This is a genomic window from Cupriavidus sp. KK10 (assembly GCF_018223725.1).
GTDB lineage: Bacteria > Pseudomonadota > Gammaproteobacteria > Burkholderiales > Burkholderiaceae > Cupriavidus > Cupriavidus necator.
The window spans coordinates 1,132,845-1,156,104 of sequence record NZ_CP073677.1 but is presented as its reverse complement, the minus strand read 5'-3'; the positions used below and the strand labels follow the sequence as shown (position 1 = coordinate 1,156,104).

The following is a 23,260-nucleotide window of genomic DNA, read 5'->3' as shown; positions in this document are numbered from 1 at the left end:
TTCAGCTCTTTAGGTGGTCGATGCGGCGCCGGTCCCGCTTGGTCGGGCGCCCCTGGATCTGCGCGGACGGCTCCGGCTGCAGGCGCCGGCGTTCGGCATCGGCCAGCCGGCGGGACTGGCTTTCGGCACTTTCCTCGTACAGCGTCTGCGCCACCGGCGCCGGCCCGCGCGCCGGGGCGATGCCCATCACCACCAGTTCCCAGCGCTGCTGGTGCGCTTCCAGCACCACCATGTCGCCGGGCTTCACCTCGCGCGAGTTCTTGCATGGCTGGCCGTTCACGGTCACCTTGCCGCGCTCCACCGCTTCGGCCGCCAGCGAGCGCGTCTTGAAGAAGCGCGCGCACCACAGCCATTTGTCAATGCGCTGGCGCGCATCCGGCGCAAAGTCGACATTCATGCCGCCGCTCCCCGGGTCTGGGCGCGCGTGCGCCGTGCTTCCAGTTCGTGCGGATGCGGCGTGGCCAGCGGCCAGCCCTGCAGGTGCTGCAGCGCGATCTCGGCCATGGCCGCGACCCACGGATCGGCATCATTCAGGCACGGGATGAAGTGGAAATCCTTGCCGCCCGCGACCTTGAACTCGGTCTGCCCTTCCATGGCGATTTCCTCCAGGGTCTCGATGCAGTCGGCCGGAAAGCCCGGGCAGAAGACGTCGACCCGGCCCGCGCCGACCTTGCCCAGCTCGGCCAGCGTCGGCGCGGTGTACGGCTGCAGCCATTCCGCCTTGCCAAAACGGGACTGGAACGTCACCTGATACTGGCCCGGCTGCAGGCCCAGCGCCTCGCCCAGCAGCCGGCCGGTCTTCAGGCATTCGCAGTGATAGGGGTCGCCCAGCTCCAGCGTGCGCCGCGGCACGCCGTGGAACGACAGGATCAGCTTGTCGCCGCGGGCAAAGTCCGGCATGCCGTGCCGCGCCCAATAGGCGCCGACCTGCTGGTGCAGCGCCGAGATATAGGCCGGGTGGTCATGGAAATGCTTGACCAGCCGCAGCTCGGGCTGGTTGCGCCACTGGCCCAGCACCCGGAACACCTCGTCGAAGGCCGTGGCCGTGGTGGTGCCCGAGTACTGCGGATACATCGGCAGCACCAGCACCTGCTCGCAGCCCTGCCGGCGCAGCGCCTCCAGCACCGAGGCGATCGACGGGTTGCCGTAGCGCATTGCGCACGCGACCGTCACTTCATGGCCATGCTGGTTCAGCAGCCGCTGCAGCGCATGGGCCTGGCGCTCGCTGTAGACCAGCAGCGGCGAGCCCGTCATATGGGCCTCGCGCAGCCAGATCGATTCATACTTCAGCGCCGAGGCGCGCGATCGCAGCGGCAGGATCACCCCATGCAACAGCGGCAGCCAGGCCACGCGCGGGATCTCGACCACGCGCGGGTCGGACAGGAATTCCTTCAGGTAGCGCCCCACCTCCTTGGGCGTGGGTGCGTCCGGGGTGCCCAGGTTGACCAGCAGGATCGCCGTGCGCGGCGCGTGGCCGTGCTGGTAGGCCGGTTCGGGAGAAAACGTCATGTCGCTTCCGGGTTGGCACGGTGCCGGGATGGCGCCGGTGCGGCGCACCGGCGATTGCCGCGCTCGGTAGGAATGGAACTGCTTGTCAGACCAGCCAGTCTTTGCACTAGTTCTGGCTCAGGGCGCTGGACAGCAAGCGCGCGGTGATGTCGACGATGGGGATCACGCGCTCATACGCCATGCGCGTGGGGCCGATCACGCCAAGCGTGCCGACGATCTGGCCGTCAACCTCGTACGGGGCGGTGATGACCGCCATGTCTTCGATCGGCACCAGCCGGCTTTCGCCGCCGATAAAGATCTGCACGCCCTGCGCATGGCTGGACACGTCCAGCAGCTGCAACAGGCTGGTCTTGTGCTCAAACACGTCGAACAGGCGCCGCAGCTTGTCCATGCTGGAGGCCAGGTCTTCCACTTCCAGCAGCTTGCGCTCGCCGCTGATAAAGACGTGGTCGTCGTCCTCGTCCTCGGCGACGCTGCCGGCCTCGACCGCGGCCTGCATCAGCTGCGACATGTCGCGGCGCAGGTCCTGCAGTTCCACCCGCAGGTGGCCGCGCACCGTGTCGAAGCTCATGCCGGCATAGTGCGAGTTGAAGAAGTTGGCCGCCTCGATCAGCTGGGCCGGCGTGTATGACAGCTCGGTCTGGATGATGCGGTTCTGCACGTCGCCCTCGGGGCTGACGATGATCAGCAGGATGCGCTTGTCCGACAGCCGCATGAATTCGATCTGCCGGAACGCCTGCGCGCGGCGCGGCGTCATCACCACGCCGGCGAAGTGCGACAGGTTGGACAGCGTGCGCGCCGCCGCCGTGATCATGCGCTGCGGCCCCAGTTGCTGGCCGCCGAGCTGGTCCTGGATCTGGCCGGTCAGCTCGGCCAGGTCGGCGTTGCGCTCCAGCGGCTTGGCCGTCAGCATCGAATCGACGAACAGCCGGTAGCCGCGCGGGGTCGGGATACGGCCGGCCGAGGTGTGCGGGCTGGCAATAAAGCCCATTTCCTCCAGATCGGACATCACATTGCGAATCGTCGCAGGCGACAGGTCCAGCCCCGAGTACTTCGACAGGGTGCGGGAACCGACCGGCTGCCCTTCGGCAATATAGCGCTCGATCAGGGTCTTGAGCAGCGTTTTGGAGCGTTCATCCATGATGCCCCGATTTTACGCAAGTTTTGGACCTTCTGGCGGGCGGCCCGGGCCGCCCGCCCGCGCCTGCTGACAACCGTCATGGCGGTATGGTCTAATCCACGCATGTCCGCCCCCCCGAAAGCCAGCGCCGTGCGCACTTCGTTCAAGACCGTCGCCCTGGTGGGCCGGTACTCCACTGCCGGCATCGAAGGGCCGCTGGAGGAGATCGCCTCTTATATCCTGCGCAACGGGCAGGACGTGGTGTTCGAGCGCGAAACCGCGCTGGCCACCGGGCTAACCGGCTACCCTGCCCTGTCCGCCGAGGAGATCGGCCGGCAGGCCGACGTGGCCGTGGTGCTGGGCGGCGACGGCACGCTGCTGGGCATCGCCCGCCAGCTGGCCGGCTACGACGTGCCGCTGATCGGCGTCAACCACGGGCGGCTGGGCTTCATGACCGACATCGCGCTGGAAGACGCGCACACCGTGCTGCCCGACATGCTCGACGGCCGGTACGAGGCCGAGACCCGCCTGCTGCTGGAATCGCGCGTGGTGCGCGACGACATGGACATCTTCTCCGCGCTGGCCCTGAACGACGTGGTGGTGAACCGCTCGGGCATCTCCGGCATGGTCGAGCTGGCGGTGTCGGTGGACGGCCATTTCATGTACAACCAGCGCTCGGACGGGCTGATCGTGTCGACCACCACCGGGTCCACCGCCTACGCGCTGTCCGCCGGCGGCCCGATCCTGCATCCGACGCTGTCGGGCGTGGTGCTGGTGCCGATCGCCCCGCACGCGCTGTCCAACCGCCCGATCGTGCTGCCGCACGACGCCGAGGTCACCATCGAGGTGGCCAGCGCGCGCGACGCCAGCGTCAACTTCGACATGCAGTCGCTGACCTCGCTGCTGCCGGGCGACCGCATCGTGGTGCGGCGCTCCGAAAAATCCATCAACCTGCTGCACCCGGTCGGCTACAACTACTACGCCACGCTGCGCAAGAAGCTGCACTGGCACGAGTATCCTTCCGAAGACAATCGCCTCTGAGCCAGTATCAAGCCGCCCCTCAAGCCTGAGCCCGAACCCATCGGACCGACTACCTTCCACGCCACGATGCTGCGCAGCCTGTCCATCCGCGATTTCGTCATCGTCGATACGCTCGACCTGGACTTCACCACTGGCTTCACCGTCTTCACCGGCGAGACCGGCGCCGGCAAATCCATCCTGATCGATGCCCTGGCGCTGGTGCTGGGCGAACGCGCCGATGCCGGCGTGGTGCGCGAAGGCGCCCCGCGCGCCAGCGTCAGCGCCACCTTCTCGACCCACCCGGCACTGGATGCCTGGCTGGCCGAGCGCGAGCTCAACAGCGAAGCGGAAGACGGCGTGCATACCGTGCTGCTGCGCCGCACGGTCGATGCCGGCGGCCGCAGCAAGGCCTTTATTAACGGCGCCGCCGCCACCCTGGCGCAGCTGCGCGAAGTCGGCGACCAGCTGGTCGACATCCACGGCCAGCACGCGCACCAGCTGCTGCTGCGCCCCGACGCGCAGCGGCTGCTGTTCGACGCCCACGCCGGCCTCACCCAGCAGGCCGGCGCCGTGGCCGAGGCCTGGCGCGCCTGGCGTGCCTGCGTGCGCCAGCGCGAGGCGGTAGAACACCAGTCGCGCGAGATGCAGCTCGAACGAGAACGGCTGGAATGGCAGGTCGGCGAACTGGACAAGCTCAACCCGCAGCCGGGCGAATGGGAAGAGATCCAGTCCGAGTACAACCGGCTGTCGCATGCCGCCGGCCTGATCGACGGCAGCCGCGCCGCGCTCGACGCACTGTCCGAGGCCGACGGCTCGGTGCTGTCGGCGCTGAATACCATCGTGCACAAGCTGCAGCAGCTTGCCGATGTCGATCCCGCGCTGCGCGACGTGCTGGCCGCGCTCGAGCCTGCGCAGATGCAGGCCGAGGAAGCCGCGCACTCGCTCATGCGCTATGTCGACCGGCTCGAACTCGATCCCGAGCGGCTGCAGGCCGTGGACGAACGCATGCAGGCGCTGCACGCCACCGCGCGCAAGTACCGCCTGCCGCCCGAGCAACTGCCCGACGAGCTGGTGGCCCGCCGCCAGCAGCTGGACGACCTGCAGGCCGCGCAGGACCTGAACAAGGTGATGGCGCGCGAGGCCGCGGCCAAGGCCGCCTACCTGACCCTGGCACAGCATCTCAGCCACGCCCGCAAGCAGGCCGCGCAGGCGCTGTCCGCCGCGGTCACCGACGCCATGCAGGGCCTGTCGATGGCCGGCGGCAGCTTTGTCGCCGCACTCAATGCGCTCGACGAAGGCCAGAGCCATGGACTGGAGCAGGTCGAATTCCTGGTCGCCGGCCATGCCGGCGTGAGCCCGCGGCCACTGGCCCGGGTGGCCTCGGGCGGCGAACTGGCGCGTATCAGCCTGGCGATCTCGGTGATCACCAGCGAGGCCTCGCCCACGCCCACGCTGATCTTCGACGAGGTCGATACCGGCATCGGCGGTGCGGTGGCCGAAGTGGTCGGCCGGCGCCTGCAGGAGCTCGGCCGCGCGCGCCAGGTGCTGTGCGTGACGCACCTGCCGCAAGTGGCGGCGCAGGCCGGCACCCACCTGCTGGTCAGCAAGGAAACCACCGATGCAGGCGACGGCTCGGTCACACGCTCGCGCATCCGGGTGCTGGACCCCGCCGGGCGCGTGGTCGAGACCGCCCGCATGCTGGGCGGCGCCACTGTCACCGCCACCACGCTGCAACATGCGGAAGAAATGCTGGCGCAAGGCATGGCCGGCGGCCAGGGCAGCCAGCCCGCACGCGGCACGGGCGGCAAGGATGGCCGGCGCAGCCGCCGCGCCGCCGGCTGAAAGCCGCCCCCGCACGTGCGCCAATCCATATACTGACAGGAGCTTCACCATGACCCGCCAAGCGCAAGCCGGCCTCCGGCAACGCCCGCGCGCATCGCTGCGCGCCGTGCTGGCCATCGCCACCGCCGCATCGGCCGCACTGCTGGCGCTGTCCGCCTGCCAGGCCCAGCCTAAGTCCTCGGCCCCGCCGCCGGGCAGCATCAGCGACGACCGTTCCCTGGGCGACATCATGGTGCGCTTCAAGCCGCCCGCGGTGAACCTGTCGGAGGACGCCGGCAAGCTGCTGGCCGAGATCAAGGGCCCGATCCGCTACGTGGTCAAGCGCCCGATGTCCGGCGGCGTCTGGCTGGTCACCGCGATCTCGCCGTCGGCGGATGCCACCCTCGACCAGGCGGTCGAGACCCTGCGCGCCACGCCCCGCATCGAGACCGCCGAGCCCGACCGCGTGCTCAAGCCCAACCGCAACATTCCCACCAGCCGCGACATGCCGCAGAGCTGAGCCCGGATGCACGACAGGACTTAAGCCTTCGGTTGCCCTTGCGCAACCACGCTGGATCGTATTCGCTACATAACAAGCCCCTCGCGCGCTACGCCCCAGGAGGAATACATGCCGCAACCCGCGCAGTCCGACTTCCGTAGCAGCCCCGTGACCCGCCGTTGGCGGGCCATTGTCTTCGCCGCCGCTGTGTGCGGCGTGATGCCGGCCAGCGCGGCACTGGCTGCCGGCGCCCATGCCGCACCCGCCTACACTGGCCAGATCATCGTGCGCTGGCGTGACGGCGCCAAGGGCACCGCCAGCGATGGCAGCAGCAAGACGCCTGCAGCCGCGGCGGATGCGCTCAAGCAGCTGAGCGAGCGCACCGGCATTGCCGTCACGGCGCGCCGCGCCATGGGCGGCAACCTGCACCTGCTGCAGGTGCCCGACGCACTCGCTGCCGACCCGGAAGCCGCGGCGGCCCGGCTGCGCCAGGACCCACGCATCGCCGATGCCGTGCCCGACCGCTGGCTGAAGCTGCACGACACCGTGCCCAACGATCCCGAGTTCATCTCGCGCCAGCCTTACCTGATGGGTACCGGCACGGCGGTGGGCGGCGTCAACCTGCCGCGCGCGTGGGACCGCAGCCGCGGCAGCAGCGGCGTGGTGATCGCGGTGGTGGACACCGGCATCCTGCCGCACCCCGACCTGGCGGCGCGCGTGTTGCCGGGCTACGACTTCATCAGCAGCAGCACCATTTCCAATGACGGCGACGGCCGCGACGCCGATGCCACCGACGCCGGCGACAATGTCCCGGCCAACTTCACCTGCCCGGGCAGTTCAACGCCCACGCAGACGGCGACCAACAACAGCTGGCACGGCACGCGCGTGGCGAGCGTGCTGGGCGCGCAGACCAACAATGCGCAGGACATCGCGGGCGTCGACTGGAACGCGCGCATCCTGCCCGTGCGCGTCTCGGGCCGCTGCGGCGCGCTGCTGTCCGATACCGTCGACGCCATGCGCTGGGCCGGCGGCTTGTCGGTACCCAACGTGCCGGCCAATGCGACGCCGGCGCGCGTGGTCAATATCAGCCTCGGCGGCGGCACCTGCAGCAGCATTGAGCAACAGGCCGTCAACGACCTGAACGCGCGCGGCGTGGTGGTGGTGGCCGCCGCCGGCAATGAGCGCGGCGCGGTGGAAGCGCCGGGCGACTGCAGCGGCGTGATCGCGGTCACGGCGCATGCCAACGACGGCGAGAATGCCAGCTATGCCAACGTCGGCCCGCAGGTCGCGATCAGCGCGCCGGGCGGCGGATGCGGCAACTCGCAGGTAGTCAATGGGCAGTGCACGACCACGCCCTCGGTCATTCGCACCTTGAACAACGATGGCAAGACTGGCCTTGGCAACTATGTCGTGACGTCATCCGCGGGCACCAGCTTCGCCGCGCCGATGGTTTCGGGCGTGGTGGCCATGATGTTCGCGGTCAATGGTTCGCTGACTCCGGCCCAGGTCACCGCAGCGCTGAAGGCTTCGGCACGCCCGCATCCGTCCGGCACCTATTGCACCACCAATCCGGGCGTCTGCGGCGCCGGCCTGCTCGATGCCGACGGCGCACTGGCGGCCGCGGCGGGCACACCACCGGCGCAGGCTGCGCCGGCACCGGGCAATGGTGGTGGCGGTGGCGGCGGCGCCATTGCGCCCTGGACCGCGATACTGCTGGCGCTGTCCGGCCTGCTGGCCTTCGCGCTGCGGCGTCGCCTGTAACCCCGGCGCCCGGCCGGCTCAGGCGTCGTCGCCGCGGGCCGGGCGACGCGCCAGCCACCACTCCTGCAAGACCCAGCACAGCAGGCCGGCCACGGCGCCGGCCGCGTGCGCGAGGCGCACCACGCCAAATCCCCAGGCCGGTTCGAACACCACCGGCGCCAGCCACGACTGTTCCACCCAGACCTTGGCCAGCACGCCCAGGCATAGCAGCACGCCGGTGACGCGCGCCAGGCCCGATGCCCGCAACAGCGCGAGCGCGCCCCACAGGGCCAGCCCGTGCAAGGCGCCGGAGAGCCCGCCATACCATGCAATCGCCGGCGCGCGCAGCAGCACCACCTGCACGCCGATGCCGCAGGCAACCAGCACCAGCAACAGGGTGTGCGCACGCGCCGCGCGCGCGGCGATGGCCAGCACGCCGGTGGCCGCCAGCGCGTCGGCCAGCCAGTGGTGTCCATCCAGGTGCACCCACATGGCGGTGGCCAGGCGCCACCACTGGCCGTCCAGCCGCACGGCATCGCGCAGGTAGAGGCCATGCGCATGCCACCATGGCATGAAGGTGAACCAGGCCGACAGCGCCCACACCAGCGCGATCGCCGCCAGCAACCCCGGCCACGATGCCCCGGCCGGTGCCGGCGGAACTGCCGCGTCAGGCCTCACCGAACACGGCCTGCCACAGCGCGCGCACCTGTCCGGTCTGCTGCGCCACCGACGCGGGCGCGACGCGCGCATGCGCCTGCCCCTCGAGCCGCAGCTGGTGCTGGCGCGCGCGGAACAGCCGGTAGGCATCGCCCACCGCCAGTGCCAGCGTCGCGTCGATCAGGCCCAGCTCGCCCGCTTCGCGCAGCAGCGCGATATTGCCCGCATTGCGCGTGAGCTGCGGGTGCGCCCGGCTGTGCAGCAGCACCAGGTACTGCACCGTGAATTCGATATCGACCATGCCGCCGCGATCGTGCTTCAGGTCGAACAGGTCGGTCGGGTTGGGATGGCCTTCGGCGACCTTGCGGCGCATCTGCACGATCTCGTCGCGCAGCGCGGCGGCATCGCGTTCCTGGCACAGCACCTCGCCGCGCAGCGCCTCGAAGCGGTCACCGATGGCGGCGTCGCCGGCGCAGAAGCGCGCGCGCGTCAGCGCCTGGTGTTCCCACACCCAGGCGGTGTTGTCGCCTTCGCGCAGCTGGTAGCGGCGGAACGCCTCGAAACTGGTCACCAGCAGGCCGGCCGCGCCGTTGGGGCGCAGCCGCGTGTCGACGTCGAACAGCGCACCGGCGGCGGTATGGCTGGTCAGCCAGGTAATCAGCCGGCGCGCATAGGCGGCGTAGACGTCGGGCGCGCGCTCATGGTCGTCGTCGTACAGGAAGATGATGTCCAGGTCCGAGGCATAGCCCAGTTCCTTGCCGCCCAGCCGGCCGTAGGCGATCACCGCGAAGCGCGGCGTGTCGCGGTGGCGCGTGGCCAGCTGGCGCCAGACCGTTGCCAGCGTGGCCTCGAGCATGGCATCGGCCAGGTCGGACAGGCGGTCGGCCACCTGCTCCACCGTCAGCATGCCCTGCAGGTCCTGCAGCAGCACTCGGAAGGTCTCGACATGATGCTCGCGCCGCAGGATGTCCATCTGCTGCTCGATCTGGCCTTCGGCGGCCAGCAGCCGTTCATGCAGGCGCTTGCGGAAGGCGGCCCAGTCGGGCGCGCCGGCCAGCGCATCGCTGTCGAGCAGTTCGTCCAGCAGCTGCGGGTGCCGCGTCAGGTAGGCCGCGGCCCAGCGCGAGGCATGCAGCGTCTGCGCGACGCGGTCCATCGCCTGCGGATACTCGGACAGCAACGACAGGTAGGAGGCGCGGCGGCTGATCGCCTCGAGGAAGTCGATAAAGCGCGCGATGGTGCTGTCGGCGTCGTCCTGGCGCGCGGCCAGGTCCAGCGCGCGGTTCACCAGCTGATCGAAGCGCGCGCGGCTGGACTCGGACAGCGCGCGGTAGCGCAGCGACGAGGCGATCGCGCGCAGCCGGTCCAGCAGCCCGTTGCAGTCGGTGAAGCCGGCGGCCTGCAGGCGCTGACAGGGCGCGGCGTCATCGTCGCAGGCCGCGTCGTCCTGCTTCTGTTCCAGGTTGTCCTGCGCTTGCGCGGCGTTGTCGTCGAACACGATGCCCGGCCACAGCGCTTCGCACGGGGCGGCATCGGGATCCGAGAAGGTGGCTTCGAACTGCTGCGCCACCGGCTCCTGCAGCGCCGCGAGGCGCGCCAGCAGTTCCTGCCAGTCGGCGCAACCCATCATCCGCGCCACCGCCAGTTGTCCGTCGGGCGAAGTCGGAAGGTGGTGGGTCTGGGCGTCGTCGCGGTACTGCAGCCGGTGTTCGAGCTGGCGCAGGAAACGGTAGGCATCGCCGAGCTGCTCGGCCTGGCCGGCGGGCAACAGCCCGCGATCGACCGCCACCGCCAGCACTTCCAGCGTCGGGCGCACGCGCAGCACCGGGTCCTGGCCGCCGCGGATCAGCTGGAACACCTGCGCCATGAATTCGATCTCGCGGATGCCGCCGCGGCCCAGCTTGATATTGAACGAACGCTGGTTGACGCCGTGCCCCGCCAGCCCGCCGCTGCGCTTGGCGGCCTCGCTGCGGATCTGCGCATGCAGCGAGCGGATGGCGGCGATCACGCCATAGTCCAGGTAGCGACGGAACACGAAGGGCGTGGTCAGCCGCGCCAGCAGGCTGGCGGTGCGCTGCGCGTGCGGCGTGTCGAGCGCCGACACCACGCGGCCCTTGATCCAGGCATAGCGCTCCCACTCGCGCCCCTGCACCACCAGGTATTCCTCCAGCATGCCCAGGCTGCACGCGAGCGGGCCGGCATCGCCGTTGGGGCGCAGCCGCATGTCGACGCGGAACACATAGCCATCGGCGGTCACCTCGGCCAGCAGGTTGATCAGGCGGCGGCCGAGACGAATGAAGTACTCGTGGTTGGACAGGCTGCGCGAGCCGCCCTGGGTCTCGCCGTCCTCGTCATAGAGAAAGATCAGGTCGATGTCGGACGAGACATTGAGCTCGCGCCCGCCCAGCTTGCCCATGCCCACCACCACCAGCTCCTGCACCTCGCCGCTTTGGGCGCCGACCGGGCGCCCGAAGGTGGCGGCCAGGTCGTCGCCCAGCATCGCCAGGCCATGCTGGATCGCCAGCTCGGCCAGGTCGGTCATGGCGCCGGTGACCTCGCCCAGCGTGGCCAGGCCGCGCAAATCGCGCTCGATCACCGCGCACATCACTTCGGCGCGCAGACGGCGCAGGGTGCGTTTGGCGGATTCCTCGGCATCGGCCGAGGGCTCGTGCAGCGCCTGCAGCCGCGCCTGCATCCAGGCGCGCGTCAGCGGCTGGGCGGCCGCGGCGGCCAGGACGGCCGGCAAATCCGGCCGGGCCTGCAGCACGCGGCGCGCGTAGTGCGAATACGCAGCCGAGTACAATACGTGGCCGCCCGCTTGGCCAACCCCGTCAGCCGGCTGCAGCGCCTGCGCCGCGGTGATGGCAAAGGCGCCGGCAGCCATGGTGCCGGGGCCCGGCCCTGGCTGCGCATTCGCTGGATTGGCCGGATCCGGTGTGGCGCGCGCGCCATGTTGGTCAGCAGCGTCGCCAGCGGCGGAACTCGTCGGTTCAGAGGCAGTCATTCCAGTATTTGAAATGCGAGAAAAGGTGCGGCCCGTGGTTCGCCCCGCGGTTCACCCGATGCTCGCGTCCTGTTGTCCGCGCAGCGGGCGCGCCATCGTCGCTATTGTCGCGTTGGGTGCGCGCAGCTTGCGCGTTCTTGTTTCAGCCGGCCGGGCACCAGATTGGAGAGCGGCTAGTATTGTCGGATAATCTGCGCATGTCCAGCCGCGCCCCACCACCCGCTGATGGTTCCCCCCCCAATTGCGGCGCGGGCGGGCCGGAGGCCGCCTCCACCCTGGCCCCGCCACACGCCGTGAATCCCCCGGCCAACGATGCCGCCAGCGCCCGGCGCAGCGGTTCCGCCCGCGCACGCGCGGGCACGTTCCTGCGCGCCTGCGCGCGCGGCGTGGCGGCAGCCGTGCGCCACCCGTTCTGGCGCGGGCTGGGCCGCGCGCTGGTGCGGCTGGCACTGGTGCTGGCCGCGCTGGCGCTGGTGGCGGGCCTGCTGATCCGCTTCGTGCTGTGGCCACAGGCATCCACCGCGCGCCAGTGGCTGGAAGAGCGCGGCTCGGTGGCGCTCTCGGCCAAGGTCAGCATCGGCGCGCTCGATACCTACTGGGACGGCTGGCACCCAGCCTTCCGCGCCCGCGGCCTGCGCGCCGTGGACCCCGAACGGCGCGTGCTGCTTGCGGCCGCCACGCTCGACGGCAAGCTGTCGTGGCGTTCGCTGTTCAGTATGAACCTGCAGTTCGTCAGCCTAGGCGCGACCAGCACCGACATCCTGGTGCGGCGCACGCCCGAGGGCAGGCTGCTGGTGGGCGGCATGGTGGTGGACGCGACCGGCGGCCAGCAGGACGACGACCGCTTCCTGGGCTGGCTGATGTCGCAGGGGCGCGTGGCGCTGTCCGACGGCAAGCTGCGCTGGCTGGACGAAAAGGCAGGCCTGCCGCAGCTCGATATCGGCGAGATCCGCCTCGATACCCGCCGCGATGGCGTGCGCCATACGCTGGAACTGGAAGCGCGCTCGCCGGCGCTGGGGCCGAGCCCCCTGGTAGTGCAGTCCACCTTCCGCAACGACTACCTGCACAGCGCCGGCAACTGGCGCTACTGGACCGGGCAGGCCAGCTGGGACCTCGGCCAGCTGCAGTTGCCGGTGCTGCAGCGCTACCTGGCGATGTTCGAGCGCGTCGCCAGCGGCACCTTCAGCACCGACGGCAGCATTGAATTCCGCCAGGGCCGCATCGTGCGCAGCCAGACCCGGCTGCGCGCCAGCGGCGTCGACCTGCAGCTGGCCGGCGCCTCCGCCCCGCTGCGCCTGGCCAATGCGCAGGCCTTCCTGCTGCACCGGACCGAGCGTGACGGCAGCAACCTGCTGACCGTCGACACCCTGCTCTGGCAACCCCTGCCCGCCAGCGACGATGAGGGCACCCCCGCCGACAGCACCTGGCGCGAAGGCATGCGCAAGGTCACCCTCGGCTGGGCCACCGCCAATGACGGCACCCTGCGCAAGTTCTCGCTGAAGGCGCCCACGCTGGACCTGAACACGGTGCGCGCGGTGTCCAGCTCGATGCCGCTGGACACCGCGGTGCTGCGCCGGCTGCGCGCGCTGCAGCCGGCGGGCCACATCGACAACCTGAACGTGACCTGGAGCCGCGATCGCGCCGGCATGCTCGAGCGCGGCGGCGGCAAGCCGCTCTACAGCGTGCAGGGCACGCTGCGCGACGTCTCGGTCAATGGCCAGCCGGCCGTGCCCGCGATGGACGCCAGCGGTCACCCGCGGCTGGGCACGCCCGGCTTCTCGCACCTGTCCGGCACCTTCTCCTTCGATGACCAGCAGGGCAATGCCCGCTTCGAAGGCAATGACGCGGCACTGGTGCTGCCCGGCCTGTTCGAGGAGCCGCGGCTGCCGTTCGACCAGATCGGCGGCGAAGTGCACTGGACCCACACCGGCGGCAAGCTCGCGGTCACGCTGGACGGCGTGCGCTTTGCCAATGCCGATGCGGCCGGCTCGGTGCGCGGCACCTGGCGCGCAGGCGGCGACGGTGTATCCGGCATCGCCAACCTGACCGGTGACATGACCCGCGCCCAGGTGGCGCGCGTGCCGCGTTACCTGCCGCTGAGCATTCCGGCCGGCACCCGGCACTACCTGGCCGGCGCGCTGGCGGGCGGCGAAGCGGCCGGCGTGAGCTTCGTGCTGCGCGGCGACCTGGCGCATTTCCCGTTCCGTGCCCCGCACGAGAAGGCCGGCGAGTTCCGCGTCGAGGTGCCGATCGAACACGTCAGCTACCAGATCGCCCCGCATGAGACCGCGAGCGGCACCACCGCCGGCGTACAGGCGTGGCCCACGTTCACCGACATTGCCGGGCGGGTCGTGTTCGACCGCGGCGGCATGACGTTCCTGGCGAGCCGGGCCACGGTCCAAGATATCCCCGGCGTCACGCTACAGGACGTCAAGGGCCGCATCGACGACCTTGGCCCGCACGGCAAGCTGGTGATCGACGGCGGCGCCAGCGGACCGGTGCAGGGCTTCCTGCGCTACATCAACGCTTCGCCGGTGCGCGAATGGACCGCGCACGTGGCCGATGCGGCGCAGGCCAACGGCAACGGCGAGCTCAGGCTCAAGCTCGACATGCCGCTGGAACACGCCAATGCCGCCAAGGTGGACGGCCGCTTCCGCTTCCCCGGCAACGAAGTCGTGCTCAGCCCGCAGTTGCCGCAACTGGGCCATGCCAACGGCACCATCACGTTCAACGAACACGGTTTCGGGCTGGAGAACATGCGCGCCCGCTTCCTCGGTGGCGAGATCCGGCTCGGCGGCGGCACCCAGCCGGACGGCGCCACGCACGTCACCGCCAGCGGCAGCGTCTCGGCCGCGGGGCTACGCGAGGCTGCCGCGGGCTCGGCGCTGGCGCCGGTGGCCGCGCGGCTCGAAGGCAGCACCAGCTACAGCGCCGTGATCGCCACGCGCGAGCGCCAGCTGCAGGTGCAGCTGAGCTCCGAACTGAATGGCATGGCGAGCGGCCTGCCCGCGCCCCTGGCCAAGGCCGCGGCGCAAGACCTGGCGCTGCGCGTGGACCTGCGCCCGGCCAGCGCCCCGGGCCGCGCCGGCGCCAGCGAACTGGTGGTGCAGCTGGGCCATGCGCTGAACGCGCGCTACCTGCTGCGCCGCGACCAGGGCGGCGGCATCGACGTGCTCGCCGGCGGCATCGGCGTGCAGCAGGCGGCGCCGCTGCCTGCGGCCGGTGTCAGCGCCGCGGCCACCTTCGACCAGCTCGATATCGATGCGTGGCGGGCGGCCTTCGGTGGCGGTGCCGGCACCGCGGGCCCCGCTGAGGCGCCCTCGCCCTTCCTGCCTGGCCGCATTGCGCTGCGCGCGCGAGCGCTGCACGCCATGGGCCGCACGCTGGATGAGGTGGTGCTCGACGCCAACCGCGAGGCCGGTGGCTGGAACGCTAAGATCGACTCGCGCCAGGTGGCCGGCGCGGTGCAGTGGCGTCCGGCCGGGCCCTCGGCCACCGGGTCGCTGCAACTGCGCCTGGCGCGCCTGAACGTGCCCGATGCCAGCGACGAGCACAACGTGGTGGACGCGCTTGCCAGCAGCATCGACGAGCTGCCCGCGATCGACCTGGTGGCCGATCAGTTCATGCTGCGCGGGCATGACTTCGGCAAGCTTGAGGTCAAGGCCCATACCGGCACCAGCGCTGCCGACCCGGTCTGGACCCTGGACAAGCTGCAGATCGAGCAGCCCGGCGCCACCCTGACCGGCAGCGGCAGCTGGCGCGTGCCGCGCCGGCTGCGCGCCGACGCCAATGCCGAGCGCCGCACCCTGTTGTCCTTCACCATCGACGTGCGCGATGCCGGCGCCACGCTGGACCGGCTGGGCCTGGCACACACGCTGAGCGACGGCAAGGGCAAGCTCGAAGGCCGCGTGGCCTGGCGCGGCTCGCCGCTGTCGATCGACTACCCGACGCTGTCGGGCAAGCTGTCGCTGGACCTGGAGAATGGCCAGATCCTGAGCGTGGACCCCGGCGCGGCGCGGCTGCTGGGCGTGCTCAGCCTGCAGGGCCTGCTGCGCTTTGCCACGCTGGACTTCCGCACCCTGTCGGGCCGCGGGCTGGTGTTCGACCGCATTGCCGGCACCGGCACGATCGAGAACGGCGTCGGCACGATCCAGGACTTCGAGCTCAGGAGCCCGCAGATCATGGCCAGCATGAGCGGCACCGCCAACCTGCTGCGCGAGACCCAGGACCTGCGCGTGGAGGTGGTGCCGCGCATCAACGCCACCTCCACCTCGATCGCGGCCGCCTTCATCAACCCGGTGCTGGGCATCGGCACGCTGGCCGCGCAACTGCTGTTTGCCGACGAGTTCTCCAAGGTGTTCACCCAGCACTACCGCATCAGCGGTAGCTGGGCTAACCCGCAGATCGGCAAACTGGAGGACAATAAGGCGCAAGCCCCGACCTTCCAGAACCGCGCCGACCCCGCCTTCCCGCGCTGAGGAAAACAACGCCCGCCCCGCCTATGACTGCACCCGCCGCCCCCGCCCCGTTCCGCGTTGCCGCCATCCAGACCGTGACAGGCACCTCGCTCGATGCCAACCTGGCGCGCGCCGGCGCGCTGATCGCCGAGGCCGCCGCCGGCGGCGCCGCGCTGGTGCTGCTGCCCGAATACTTCTGCATGATGGGCCGCTCCGAATCGGACAAGGTGGCGGTGCGCGAGCATGACGGCGACGGCCCGGTGCAGCAGTTCCTGGCCGATACGGCACGCCGCCACGGCATCTGGCTGGTCGGCGGCACGCTGCCGATGTGGTGCGACGACCCGGCGCGCGTGTACAACACCTCGCTCGCCTTCAACCCGCGCGGCGAGCGCGTGGCGCGCTACGACAAGATCCACCTGTTCGGCTTTACCCGCGGCACTGAAAGCTACGACGAGTCGCGCACCATCCTGGCCGGGCGCACGCCGGTCAGCTTCGATGCGCCCTGCGGCCGGGTGGCGATGTCGGTGTGCTACGACCTGCGCTTCCCCGAGCTTTACCGCGGACTGGCCGCCGGCGACGGCACCAGCTTGATTCTGATGCCGGCCGCCTTCACCTACACCACGGGGCAGGCGCACTGGGAGATCCTGCTGCGCGCCCGCGCCATTGAAAACCAATGCTATGTGCTGGCCGCGGCACAGGGCGGCAAGCATGAGAACGGCCGGCGCACCTGGGGCCATTCGATGCTGGTCGATCCGTGGGGCGAGGTCCTGGCAACGCTGCCTGAAGGCGAAGGCGTGGTCGGCGGCGTGATCGACCCCGCGCGCCTGGCAGAGGTCCGGCAGAACCTGCCGGCACTGCGACACCGGGTGCTGTAGCATGTACGCAACCGCGGGGGCCGCCACCGGCGCCCGCCCAGAGAATTTTTTGCCGCGCCGGCCGCAAGCCGGCGCGTTCCCAGGAAGAAAGGACATCTCATGAACGCCGGCGATCTCGGAATCCGCAACCTGGCCACCGCGCAGCAACTGCTGCTGACACCGTACGGCCTGGACGAGGCTAAGCTCCAGCGCGTGCTGGCCGATATCTTCACGCACAAGGTCGACTATGCCGACCTGTACTTCCAGTACACCCGCAACGAGGCCTGGAGCCTGGAAGAAGGCATCGTCAAGTCGGGCAGCTTCAGCATCGACCAGGGCGTGGGCGTGCGCGCGGTCTCGGGCGACCGCACCGCCTTCGCCTATTCGGACGACATCAGCCTGGCGGCGCTGTCGCAGGCCGCGGCGGCCACGCGCACCATCGGCCGTGCCGGCAGCGGCCGCGTCAAGGTGGCCGGCGAGCTGGCCACGCACGCCGGGCGCAACCTGTACACGCCCAACGACCCGCTCGACTCCATGAGCGCGGCCGAGAAGGTGGCGCTGCTGGAGCGCGTCGAGCGCATGGCGCGCGCCAAGGATCCGCGCGTGGTGCAAGTGATGGCAGGCCTGGCCGGCGAATACGACGTGGTGCTGGTGGCGCGCAGCGACGGCGTGATCGCCGCCGACGTGCGTCCGCTGGTGCGGGTCTCGGTCACGGTGATCGCCGAACACGGCGGGCGCCGCGAGGTCGGCTCTTCCGGCGGCGGCGGCCGCTATGCCTATGGCTACTTCACCGACGAGCTGCTGCAGAAGTATGTGGACGAGGCCGTCTCTTCGGCCCTGGTCAACCTGGACGCGCGCCCGGCCCCGGCCGGCGCGATGACCGTGGTGCTGGGCCCGGGCTGGCCTGGCGTGCTGCTGCATGAAGCCGTCGGCCACGGCCTGGAGGGCGACTTCAACCGCAAGGGCTCGTCGGCCTTTGCCGGCCGCATGGGCGAACGCGTCGCGGCCAAGGGCGTGACCGTGGTCGACGACGGCACGCTGGCCAACCGCCGCGGCTCGCTCAACCTGGACGACGAAGGCAACCCGACCCAGTGCACCACGCTGATCGAGGACGGCATCCTGCGCGGCTATATCCAGGACACGCTCAACGCGCGCCTGATGAAGATGCCGGTCACCGGCAACGCGCGCCGCGAAAGCTATGCCGCGCTGCCGATGCCGCGCATGACCAACACCTACATGCTCAACGGCGACAGGGATCCGCAGGAAATCATCGCCAGCGTCAAGCGCGGCCTGTATGCGGTCAACTTCGGCGGCGGCCAGGTGGACATCACCAACGGCAAGTTCGTGTTCTCGGCCAGCGAGGCCTACATGATCGAGGATGGCAAGATCACCTATCCGGTCAAGGGCGCGACGCTGGTCGGCAACGGCCCGGAATCGCTGAAGGACGTCACCATGATCGGCAACGACATGCGCCTGGACTCGGGCGTCGGCGTCTGCGGCAAGGAGGGCCAGAGCGTGCCGGTGGGCGTGGGCCAGCCGACGCTGCGCATCGAGAACATGACGGTGGGCGGCACCGCCTGAGCGGTCCGGCGATGACGAAGACGGGACCCCGCGGGGTCCCGTTTTTCATGGGATCGTCCCAGCCTTACGGCCGCACTTCATACACCAAATTGAACGGCGTCTGCGCCGCGCGGCGAAAACTGCGGAAGCCGGCCTGCTCAACCACCGCGCGCATGCGCGTCTCGCCCGCCTGCGCGCCCAGGCACAGGCCAACTTCCTGCGCGCGCGACGCCGGCGTGCAGATGAAGGTGGACGCGGAATAGAACACCCGGCCGACCGGGTTGAGGTTCTGCTCCAGCGTGTCGTTGGCAAACGGCTCCACGATCATCCAGGCGCCATCGGCACGCAGGGTCTCGCGCACGTGGCGCGCCGCGCCGACCGGATCGCCCATGTCGTGCAGGCAGTCGAACACCGCCACCAGGTCATAGTCCTTGCCGCCGTAGTCCTTGGCGGTGGCCACTTCGAAGCGCACGCGCTCGGCCACGCCGGCGCGGCGCGCGGCTTCGGCGGCATGGCGCACCGAAGGCTCGTGGTAGTCGAAACCGACAAAGCGCGAGGCCGGATACGCCTGCGCCATGATGATGGTCGACGCGCCGTGGCCGCAGCCCACGTCCGCCACCGACGCGCCCGCCTTGAGCCGCGCCTCCACGCCGTCCAGCGCGGGAATCCATTCGGAGACCAGGTGCGCCGCGTAGCCGGGCCGGAAGAAGCGCTCGGTGCCGTGGAACAGCGCGGGATCGTGCTCGTGCCAGCCCAGCCCGCGGCCGTTGCGGAAGATATCGATCATCTTCGGGATGGCGCGGAACTGCGCCACCGCGATCTGGAACGCGCCCGGGATAAATGCGAGGCTGCCCTCCTGCGCCAGCGCATAGGCCTGCTCTTCGTTCAGGCTGAACTGCCCGGTTGCCGGGTCATAGTCGACATAGCCGCTGGCCGCCTGAGCCGACAGCCATTCGCGCAGGTAGCGCACGTCGGTATGGGTTTTTGCCGCCAGCACTTCTGCGGTCATGGCTTTTTCCGCCATCGCCTTGTACAGGCCGAGTTCATCGCCCACGACCACGGTCGCGGCATGCATCACCGCGCCGATATCGTTGATGAATTTTTCCATGAAGGCATTCAGCCTCGCTTCATCGACGCTCATGATGCACCTCCCCGTGCTCACCGCTCCCCGGTTCCAATATAGCCCCCGGTTATGTTGGGAAAAGCCGAAAAGCGGCGGCGGGACAAGGCTTGCGCGGCAAGGCTGCAAGCCGCCGGAGATCGGTGCGCCAGCGCACCGCATGGCCTCGTCGACACTTGCCAACCCTGGCAAAAGGCGCTATAAAGATGCTTCGCCGCGCGATAAGCAACGGACGCACGCCGAAAATTGACCGACCGGCGCGCAATTTCCTGCCTTTCTGCTACGCAGTGCAGCATAAATTCGGCGCCCACGACGATAATCGATTCAAGCTGACCCAAGCCAACGCCTTTTTCCGCCATGTCCGCCAAGTTTTACTTTTACTTTTTTAGCGATCTCACACCGCTGGCGGATAGGGAGGGACGGCTGTAAGCAGCGCCCCGAATACAAAAAAGACCGCCAGCGACCCTGGCGGTTTTTTTATACCTGTTTGTTACCCCACACACTCACGACCTCACAAGATTCCTGGAGCCATCATGCTGAAGAACACCGACGACCTGCGCATTCGCGAACTCAAGGAACTGCTGCCGCCCGCGCACCTGATCCGCGAGTTCGGCTGCTCCGAACAGGCTTCGGACGTGATCTACGGCGCGCGCCAGGCCATGCACCGCATCCTGCACGGCATGGATGACCGCCTGATCGTCATCATCGGCCCGTGCTCGATCCACGATACCCGCGCCGCGCTGGACTACGCCAAGCTGCTCAAGGTCCAGCGCGACCGCTTCGCCGGCGAGCTGGAGGTGGTGATGCGCGTGTACTTCGAGAAGCCGCGCACCACGGTGGGCTGGAAGGGGCTGATCAACGATCCGCACATGGATGGCAGCTTCAAGATCAACGATGGCCTGCGCACCGCGCGCGAGCTGCTGCTGAACATCAGCGAGATGGGCGTGCCCACCGGCACCGAGTACCTCGACATGATCAGCCCGCAATACATCGCCGACCTGGTCAGCTGGGGCGCGATCGGCGCCCGCACCACCGAGTCGCAGGTGCACCGCGAACTCGCTTCCGGGCTGTCGTGCCCGGTGGGCTTCAAGAACGGCACCGACGGCAACGTCAAGATCGCGGTCGATGCGATCAAGGCCGCGTCGCAGCCGCACCATTTCCTGTCGGTGACCAAGGGCGGCCACTCGGCAATCGTGTCGACCTCGGGCAACGAGGACTGCCACGTGATCCTGCGCGGCGGCAAGGCGCCCAACTACGACGCAGCCAGCGTGCAGGAAGCGTGCGACGCCATCGCCAAGGCCGGCCTGGCCTCGCGCCTGATGGTCGATGCCTCGCACGCCAACAGCAGCAAGCGGCATGAGAACCAGATCCCGGTGTGCGAGGACATCGGCCGCCAGATCGCCGGCGGCGACCAGCGCATCATCGGCGTGATGGTGGAATCGCACCTGGTGGCGGGCCGCCAGGACCACGTGCAGGGCCAGCCGGTCGAGGAACTGACCTACGGCCAGTCCGTGACCGATGCCTGCATCGGCTGGGACGACTCGGTCAAGGTGCTCGAGGGCCTGGCCGAGTCGGTGCGCCAGCGCCGGCTGGCCTCGGGCAGCGGCAACTGATGCCGCGGCGGGGCCCGGGCCCCGCGCTGCCGCACACAACAAAAAGCCGCTTCCAGGGAAGCGGCTTTTTGGCATCGGCACGGCAGCCGCCGCGCGTTCTTACTTCTTGAGCACCAGGTCGCCAGGCAGCGACTCGATGTAGGCGGCGATGTCCTTCAGCTCCTTGCGGGTGAACGGGCGCGGCTTGCCGTCCTTGTCGGTCACGGCCGGATTGGCGTTGACCTGACCGGCCATGATGGCGTTGGAGCGGCCCACCAGGGCGTTGCCCGACACCTGGTACGACGCCAGCGCGTGGTACAGGTAGTCGGCGTGCTGACCCGCCAGCTTGGGGTAGTCCGGCGAGATCGGGGCGTTCAGGCCCGCGCCATGGCAGGCCACGCAGGCGCCCTTTTCCACCAGCGCCTTGCCGGCGGCAAGGTCGGCGGCCGAGGCCGGCATCGCGGCAGCACCCAGCACGAGTGCGCCGAGCGCGAACGAAAGCGTCTTGAGCGTATTCATGAGGGTCTCTTACTTGAGGGAATTGTTCTGCGTACCGGCCTTCTGCTGCGAGTAGTAGGCCGCCACGTTGGCGATGTCCTGCTCGGTCAGCGTCGCGGCGATGCTGCGCATGGTCGGGTGCTTGCGCTCGCCCTTCTGGTAGGCCTTGAGCGCGTTCTCGATGTACTTGGCGCTCTGGCCGCCCAGCATCGGCACTTCATAGATTTCGGGGAATGACGCACGGTAGCCCGGAATGCCGTGGCATCCGATGCACATTGCAACCTTGTCCTTGGCAGCGTCTCCATTGCCCTTGACTTCCTGTGCCTGCGCAGCCGTTGCAGCCGCGCCCAGCACCACCATCGTGAGGAGCTTTTTCATTGTCTTTGCGGATTGGAAGTTAAACCGTGTGACCTGCCCTGCCGGGCGGAGACGGTTTCAGAATGCTTCTGCGGGGAAAACCAGGGCAGCCGGACGGATTGCCGAGGTGCAACCCGCCAGACATGTCGCATCCGCTCTGTTGCAGGGATGTGGAACACCATTCTGGAACCACCTCTCGCAATCGCCGCGACCCGGAAGGGCCGCTGGGACTTCTGAACGCGGACTGCCGGATGCTGGAGAACTGGACGTGGGGGCGCGTCAAACCGCCGCATTGTACCGCAGCCGGCACCTGCCAGTCCAGCAACCGGCCCGGACCACCGACGGCCTGTCAGCGTGCCCCAACACGAACCGCAAAGGTCTTTTATACTGGCTGATCCCGGGAATCTGCACGACCGTTCGCGAATGCTGCCGCCAGCAGCTTGCGGGCGCCCTGCACCGGACCCTGTTTCCATAATGAAAGCGCGCATGACAGCGCGAAGAGACCGCGCCAAGCACGCCAACCCGGCCCTCGATCCGAGGCCGTCACCTCAGGTTGCCTCATGTCAAACACCGCCAACGCTTCCACCCAAGCTTCCATCGCCCAGCAGGCCCGTTTCGAGGGCAGCGACCAGTATGTCGCCACCGACGACCTCAAGCTGGCCGTCAATGCCGCGCGCACGCTGCAGCGCCCGCTGCTGATCAAGGGCGAGCCCGGCACCGGCAAGACCATGCTGGCCGAGGAAGTCGCCGCCGCGCTGGGCATGCCGCTGCTGCAGTGGCATATCAAGTCGACCACCAAGGCGCAGCAGGGCCTGTATGAGTACGACGCGGTGTCGCGCCTGCGCGACTCGCAACTGGGCGATGACCGAGTCCACGACATCCGCAACTACATCGTCAAGGGCGTGCTGTGGCAGGCCTTTGATGGCGACGAGCAGGTCGTGCTGCTGATCGACGAGATCGACAAGGCCGACATCGAATTCCCCAACGACCTGCTGCGCGAACTCGACCGCATGGAGTTCTATGTCTACGAGACGCGCGAACTGGTCAAGGCGAAGCATCGCCCGCTGGTGATCATCACCTCGAACAACGAGAAGGAGCTGCCCGACGCCTTCCTGCGCCGCTGCTTCTTCCACTACATCAAGTTCCCCGATGCCGAGACGATGCAGCAGATCGTCGACGTGCACTACCCCGGCATCAAGCGCGAGCTGGTAGCTGCCGCGCTGGAATCGTTCTACGAGATGCGCAACCTGCCGGGCCTGAAGAAGAAGCCGTCCACCTCCGAACTGATCGACTGGCTCAAGCTGCTGATGTCCGAGGACATCCCGCCCGAGGCGCTGAAGAGCCCGGACAAGAAGGCCGCGATTCCGCCGCTGCATGGCGCGCTGCTGAAGAACGAGCAGGACGTGCACCTGTTCGAGCGCCTGGTGTTCATGAACCGCGCCAACCGCTGAG

At 69.2% G+C, this 23,260-nt stretch carries 18 protein-coding genes; 10 read left to right on the top strand and 8 right to left on the bottom strand.

The genetic code is table 11. From position 1 onward, the window contains the following. Window position 1 precedes the first annotated feature (1 nt). The 3 genes from KB879_RS05645 to hrcA form a co-directional block, all read right to left on the bottom strand. Window positions 2–397: an RNA-binding S4 domain-containing protein gene (locus KB879_RS05645; RefSeq protein WP_013956093.1), complete on the bottom strand. Its 396-nt coding sequence runs from the start codon at window positions 395–397 to the stop codon at window positions 2–4. After that, window positions 394–1,509, bottom strand: a complete 1,116-nt coding sequence (hemH, locus tag KB879_RS05640) for a ferrochelatase (RefSeq protein WP_013956092.1) — start codon at window positions 1,507–1,509, stop codon at window positions 394–396. Before hemH ends, KB879_RS05645 begins: the two co-directional genes overlap by 4 nt. A gap of 106 nt (window positions 1,510–1,615) precedes the next feature. Then, window positions 1,616–2,650 (bottom strand): heat-inducible transcriptional repressor HrcA, encoded by a 1,035-nt coding sequence (gene hrcA / locus KB879_RS05635; RefSeq protein WP_013956091.1) that lies wholly within the window; start codon window positions 2,648–2,650, stop codon window positions 1,616–1,618. A gap of 102 nt (window positions 2,651–2,752) precedes the next feature. Here hrcA and KB879_RS05630 point away from each other — a divergent pair, with 102 nt between their 5' ends. The 4 genes from KB879_RS05630 to mprA all read left to right on the top strand — a co-directional run bounded on the left by KB879_RS05630 (window position 2,753) and on the right by mprA (window position 7,730). Further along, the gene (locus KB879_RS05630) at window positions 2,753–3,670 is read left to right on the top strand and encodes an NAD kinase (protein WP_013956090.1); all 918 of its coding nucleotides are present in this window, start codon (window positions 2,753–2,755) and stop codon (window positions 3,668–3,670) included. Between the two features lie 66 nt (window positions 3,671–3,736). Beyond that, entirely contained in the window at window positions 3,737–5,491 is a 1,755-nt protein-coding gene (recN, locus tag KB879_RS05625; protein ID WP_013956089.1) for a DNA repair protein RecN, read from the top strand. Between the two features lie 49 nt (window positions 5,492–5,540). Continuing rightward, window positions 5,541–5,990 carry a hypothetical protein gene (locus KB879_RS05620; protein WP_013956088.1) on the top strand — a complete coding sequence of 150 codons (450 nt, stop codon included), beginning with the start codon at window positions 5,541–5,543 and terminating at the stop codon, window positions 5,988–5,990. A 108-nt stretch (window positions 5,991–6,098) separates the two neighbouring features. Continuing rightward, window positions 6,099–7,730, top strand: coding sequence for an MprA protease, GlyGly-CTERM protein-sorting domain-containing form (mprA, locus tag KB879_RS05615; protein WP_211980876.1), 1,632 nt, complete (start codon window positions 6,099–6,101; stop codon window positions 7,728–7,730). An 18-nt stretch (window positions 7,731–7,748) separates the two neighbouring features. Here mprA and rrtA read toward each other — a convergent pair whose 3' ends face one another. Then, window positions 7,749–8,387, bottom strand: a complete 639-nt coding sequence (rrtA, locus tag KB879_RS05610; protein WP_211980875.1) for a rhombosortase — start codon at window positions 8,385–8,387, stop codon at window positions 7,749–7,751. Next, window positions 8,377–11,370: a bifunctional [glutamate--ammonia ligase]-adenylyl-L-tyrosine phosphorylase/[glutamate--ammonia-ligase] adenylyltransferase gene (gene glnE, locus KB879_RS05605; RefSeq protein WP_211980874.1), complete on the bottom strand. Its 2,994-nt coding sequence runs from the start codon at window positions 11,368–11,370 to the stop codon at window positions 8,377–8,379. Before glnE ends, rrtA begins: the two co-directional genes overlap by 11 nt. Before the next feature lie 293 nt (window positions 11,371–11,663). Here glnE and KB879_RS05600 point away from each other — a divergent pair, with 293 nt between their 5' ends. The 3 genes from KB879_RS05600 to tldD all read left to right on the top strand — a co-directional run bounded on the left by KB879_RS05600 (window position 11,664) and on the right by tldD (window position 18,262). Then, window positions 11,664–15,848, top strand: a complete 4,185-nt coding sequence (locus tag KB879_RS05600; protein WP_211980873.1) for a YhdP family protein — start codon at window positions 11,664–11,666, stop codon at window positions 15,846–15,848. Window positions 15,849–15,871: 23 nt separating this feature from the next. Then, window positions 15,872–16,702 carry a carbon-nitrogen hydrolase family protein gene (locus KB879_RS05595; protein WP_013956084.1) on the top strand — a complete coding sequence of 277 codons (831 nt, stop codon included), beginning with the start codon at window positions 15,872–15,874 and terminating at the stop codon, window positions 16,700–16,702. 99 nt (window positions 16,703–16,801) lie between these two features. Continuing rightward, on the top strand, window positions 16,802–18,262 hold the full coding sequence (gene tldD / locus KB879_RS05590; RefSeq protein ID WP_211980872.1) for a metalloprotease TldD: 1,461 nt from the start codon (window positions 16,802–16,804) through the stop codon (window positions 18,260–18,262). A 64-nt stretch (window positions 18,263–18,326) separates the two neighbouring features. On the opposite strand, the gene KB879_RS05585 is transcribed toward tldD, so the two are convergent. Beyond that, a complete protein-coding gene (locus KB879_RS05585) occupies window positions 18,327–19,382 on the bottom strand; it encodes a trans-aconitate 2-methyltransferase (RefSeq protein WP_013956082.1) in 1,056 nt (351 codons plus the stop codon). A gap of 122 nt (window positions 19,383–19,504) precedes the next feature. Between KB879_RS05585 and KB879_RS05580 the strand changes: the two genes are divergently transcribed. Both KB879_RS05580 and aroG read left to right on the top strand, forming a co-directional pair. Beyond that, on the top strand, window positions 19,505–19,750 hold the full coding sequence (locus KB879_RS05580; RefSeq protein WP_148271560.1) for a hypothetical protein: 246 nt from the start codon (window positions 19,505–19,507) through the stop codon (window positions 19,748–19,750). A 144-nt stretch (window positions 19,751–19,894) separates the two neighbouring features. Continuing rightward, on the top strand, window positions 19,895–20,974 hold the full coding sequence (gene aroG, locus KB879_RS05575; RefSeq protein WP_013956081.1) for a 3-deoxy-7-phosphoheptulonate synthase AroG: 1,080 nt from the start codon (window positions 19,895–19,897) through the stop codon (window positions 20,972–20,974). Between the two features lie 99 nt (window positions 20,975–21,073). Here the strand turns inward: aroG and KB879_RS05570 are convergent, their stop codons facing one another. Next, the gene (locus tag KB879_RS05570; protein WP_013956080.1) at window positions 21,074–21,472 is read right to left on the bottom strand and encodes a c-type cytochrome; all 399 of its coding nucleotides are present in this window, start codon (window positions 21,470–21,472) and stop codon (window positions 21,074–21,076) included. 9 nt (window positions 21,473–21,481) lie between these two features. Next, window positions 21,482–21,829: a cytochrome c gene (locus KB879_RS05565; RefSeq protein ID WP_013956079.1), complete on the bottom strand. Its 348-nt coding sequence runs from the start codon at window positions 21,827–21,829 to the stop codon at window positions 21,482–21,484. Between the two features lie 539 nt (window positions 21,830–22,368). Here KB879_RS05565 and KB879_RS05560 point away from each other — a divergent pair. Then, window positions 22,369–23,259: a MoxR family ATPase gene (locus tag KB879_RS05560; protein WP_211980871.1), complete on the top strand. Its 891-nt coding sequence runs from the start codon at window positions 22,369–22,371 to the stop codon at window positions 23,257–23,259. Window position 23,260: the final 1 nt, after the last annotated feature.

Bases quoted from the DNA above. Each gene is read 5' to 3' on its own strand.
- KB879_RS05585 (WP_013956082.1), bottom strand. From the start codon at position 19,382: ATGAGCGTCGATGAAGCGAGGCTGAATGCCTTCATGGAAAAATTCATC.
- aroG (WP_013956081.1), top strand. From the start codon at position 19,895: ATGCTGAAGAACACCGACGACCTGCGCATTCGCGAACTCAAGGAACTG.
- KB879_RS05560 (WP_211980871.1), top strand. From the start codon at position 22,369: ATGTCAAACACCGCCAACGCTTCCACCCAAGCTTCCATCGCCCAGCAG.
- recN (WP_013956089.1), top strand. From the start codon at position 3,737: ATGCTGCGCAGCCTGTCCATCCGCGATTTCGTCATCGTCGATACGCTC.
- tldD (WP_211980872.1), top strand. From the start codon at position 16,802: ATGAACGCCGGCGATCTCGGAATCCGCAACCTGGCCACCGCGCAGCAA.
- hrcA (WP_013956091.1), bottom strand. From the start codon at position 2,650: ATGGATGAACGCTCCAAAACGCTGCTCAAGACCCTGATCGAGCGCTAT.
- KB879_RS05620 (WP_013956088.1), top strand. From the start codon at position 5,541: ATGACCCGCCAAGCGCAAGCCGGCCTCCGGCAACGCCCGCGCGCATCG.
- hemH (WP_013956092.1), bottom strand. From the start codon at position 1,509: ATGACGTTTTCTCCCGAACCGGCCTACCAGCACGGCCACGCGCCGCGC.
- KB879_RS05645 (WP_013956093.1), bottom strand. From the start codon at position 397: ATGAATGTCGACTTTGCGCCGGATGCGCGCCAGCGCATTGACAAATGG.
- KB879_RS05595 (WP_013956084.1), top strand. From the start codon at position 15,872: ATGACTGCACCCGCCGCCCCCGCCCCGTTCCGCGTTGCCGCCATCCAG.
- KB879_RS05630 (WP_013956090.1), top strand. From the start codon at position 2,753: ATGTCCGCCCCCCCGAAAGCCAGCGCCGTGCGCACTTCGTTCAAGACC.
- glnE (WP_211980874.1), bottom strand. From the start codon at position 11,370: ATGACTGCCTCTGAACCGACGAGTTCCGCCGCTGGCGACGCTGCTGAC.
- KB879_RS05570 (WP_013956080.1), bottom strand. From the start codon at position 21,472: ATGAATACGCTCAAGACGCTTTCGTTCGCGCTCGGCGCACTCGTGCTG.
- mprA (WP_211980876.1), top strand. From the start codon at position 6,099: ATGCCGCAACCCGCGCAGTCCGACTTCCGTAGCAGCCCCGTGACCCGC.
- KB879_RS05565 (WP_013956079.1), bottom strand. From the start codon at position 21,829: ATGAAAAAGCTCCTCACGATGGTGGTGCTGGGCGCGGCTGCAACGGCT.